Below are 1,081 nucleotides of genomic sequence, written 5' to 3' on the forward strand. Positions count from 1 at the left end.
GGGATGGAGGCATAATTGCTTTTATAACATCTTCAGGAACAATGGATAAAAAAAGTGAAGATGTTAGAAGATATATATCAGAAAGGGCGGAGTTCTTAGGAGCAATACGACTACCTAATAGAACATTTAAAGGAGTAGCAGGTACAGAAGTAACTTCAGATATAATCTTTTTAAAAAAGAGAGATAGGCTATTAAAGCTAGATGAAGACTGGGTAAAGCTAGATGAAGACGAAAAAGGACTAATATATAATAAATACTTTGTAGATAATCCTCAGATGGTAATAGGGACTATGGAAGAAATACCGTCAAGATTTGGAACAAGCCTTGCATGTATTGAAAATAAAGATATTTCTTTAGAAGAAGGACTAAAAAAAGCCATTAAAAATATTCAAGGTAGGTATGAAGAAGCTCAAATAAATGATGATTTAGGAGAAGAAACAATACCGGCTGATGATAGTGTTAAAAACTATTCTTTTGCTTTAGTGGATAATGAAATATATTTTAGAGAAAATTCAATTATGCAAAAAATATCCTTAAACGAAAAGGATAAAGATAAGGTAAAAGAATATTTAAGATTAAATGAAAGTCTAAGGAAAGTTATAACCTATCAAAGAGAAGACTATTCAGATGAAGAGATAAAAAAAGAACAAGAAAATCTAAATAAATTCTACGATGATTTCAATAGCAAACATGGAAGACTAAATTCAAAAACCAATAAAAAGTTATTTAGAGAAGATGCCAATTTTTCTTTAATTTCAACTTTGGAAAAATTAGATAAAGAAGGCAACTTTATAGGAAAATCTGACATCTTTAACAAGAGAACTATAAAAAAAGCTGCCATAATAGATCATACAGATAGGGCAATAGATGCTCTGGTACTCTCTATTAGTCAAAAAGGTAAAATTAATTTTGATTACATGGAAGAGTTAACAGGAAAATCAAGAGATAAATTAATAGAAGAATTAAAGGGAGAAATATTTTTAAACTTAGATTCCTTTGAACCTAATGATATAAATCCATTTAAGTCTGCTAAAGAGCTAGGAGATTTTTCAAGACCTTATGTAAGTGCTGATGAATATTT

1 protein-coding gene is annotated in these 1,081 nt (G+C 29.0%); it reads left to right on the forward strand.

Going from position 1 to position 1,081, the window contains the following annotated elements; all coding sequences use genetic code 11:
- A partial coding sequence (locus tag HMPREF0072_RS09190; protein ID WP_004829765.1) for a winged helix domain-containing protein occupies window positions 1-1,081 on the forward strand: 1,081 nt, incomplete at both ends.

The organism is Anaerococcus lactolyticus ATCC 51172, assembly GCF_000156575.1.
GTDB classification, from domain to species: domain Bacteria; phylum Bacillota; class Clostridia; order Tissierellales; family Peptoniphilaceae; genus Anaerococcus; species Anaerococcus lactolyticus.